Annotated in this window: 1 protein-coding gene; it reads right to left on the bottom strand. The window is 36.0% G+C overall.

The annotated features are described in order from the left end of the window. Nucleotides 1-566, bottom strand: a 566-nt coding sequence (locus RCF13_RS07820) for a hypothetical protein (RefSeq protein WP_308141039.1), incomplete at both ends; no start/stop codon positions are given.

The following is a 566-nucleotide window of genomic DNA, read 5'->3' as shown; positions in this document are numbered from 1 at the left end:
CTGCTTCTACTGCATTTAGATTTAATTTTCTATTTGCGGTTGCTTTTTGTACTGCTTTTGCTTCATAGGATTCGTTAATTTTGTTGGATGCACTTATGTTTCGAACGGTTCCTGCTCTTTGTAAATACTGTGTAGCTTCATTAATGTCCATTCCAACATATTGCCAGGTCTTACTACTTTGGTTGTCGCTGCCTTTGAATGTTATGTTATTATTTTTATCAACGCTTACATTTACGCCTAGGTTCTTTGTTAGTTGTGCTTCTATTAACTTGGCATCCTTATATTTGTCGATGTTTCTTCCTGTGGATCTTTCTAAATCTACTATAGCATCTAACTTAGAGTATTCATAGATGTCATATGGTGTAACTTTGCCTTTTGACTCGATTTCTCTTTTCTTTAATTCTCTCTGGTATTCTGCCCAGGTTCCTGCATCATCGCCTTTTTGACTTACTAATTTCTCAACAGTTTTATTGCCTTTTTCTAGTCTAGCTAATTCTTCTCGAAGTGCATTTGCTTTGGCATTGGCTTCTTTTTGTTTGGTTGTCCATCCATCATAGCCTTTGCTT

It is taken from the genome of Stenotrophomonas maltophilia group sp. RNC7 (genome assembly GCF_030910085.1).
Classification (GTDB): Bacteria; Pseudomonadota; Gammaproteobacteria; order Xanthomonadales; family Xanthomonadaceae; genus Stenotrophomonas; species Stenotrophomonas sepilia.
Note: the sequence above shows the minus strand (reverse complement) of the source record. Positions and strands in the feature narration are given on the sequence as shown.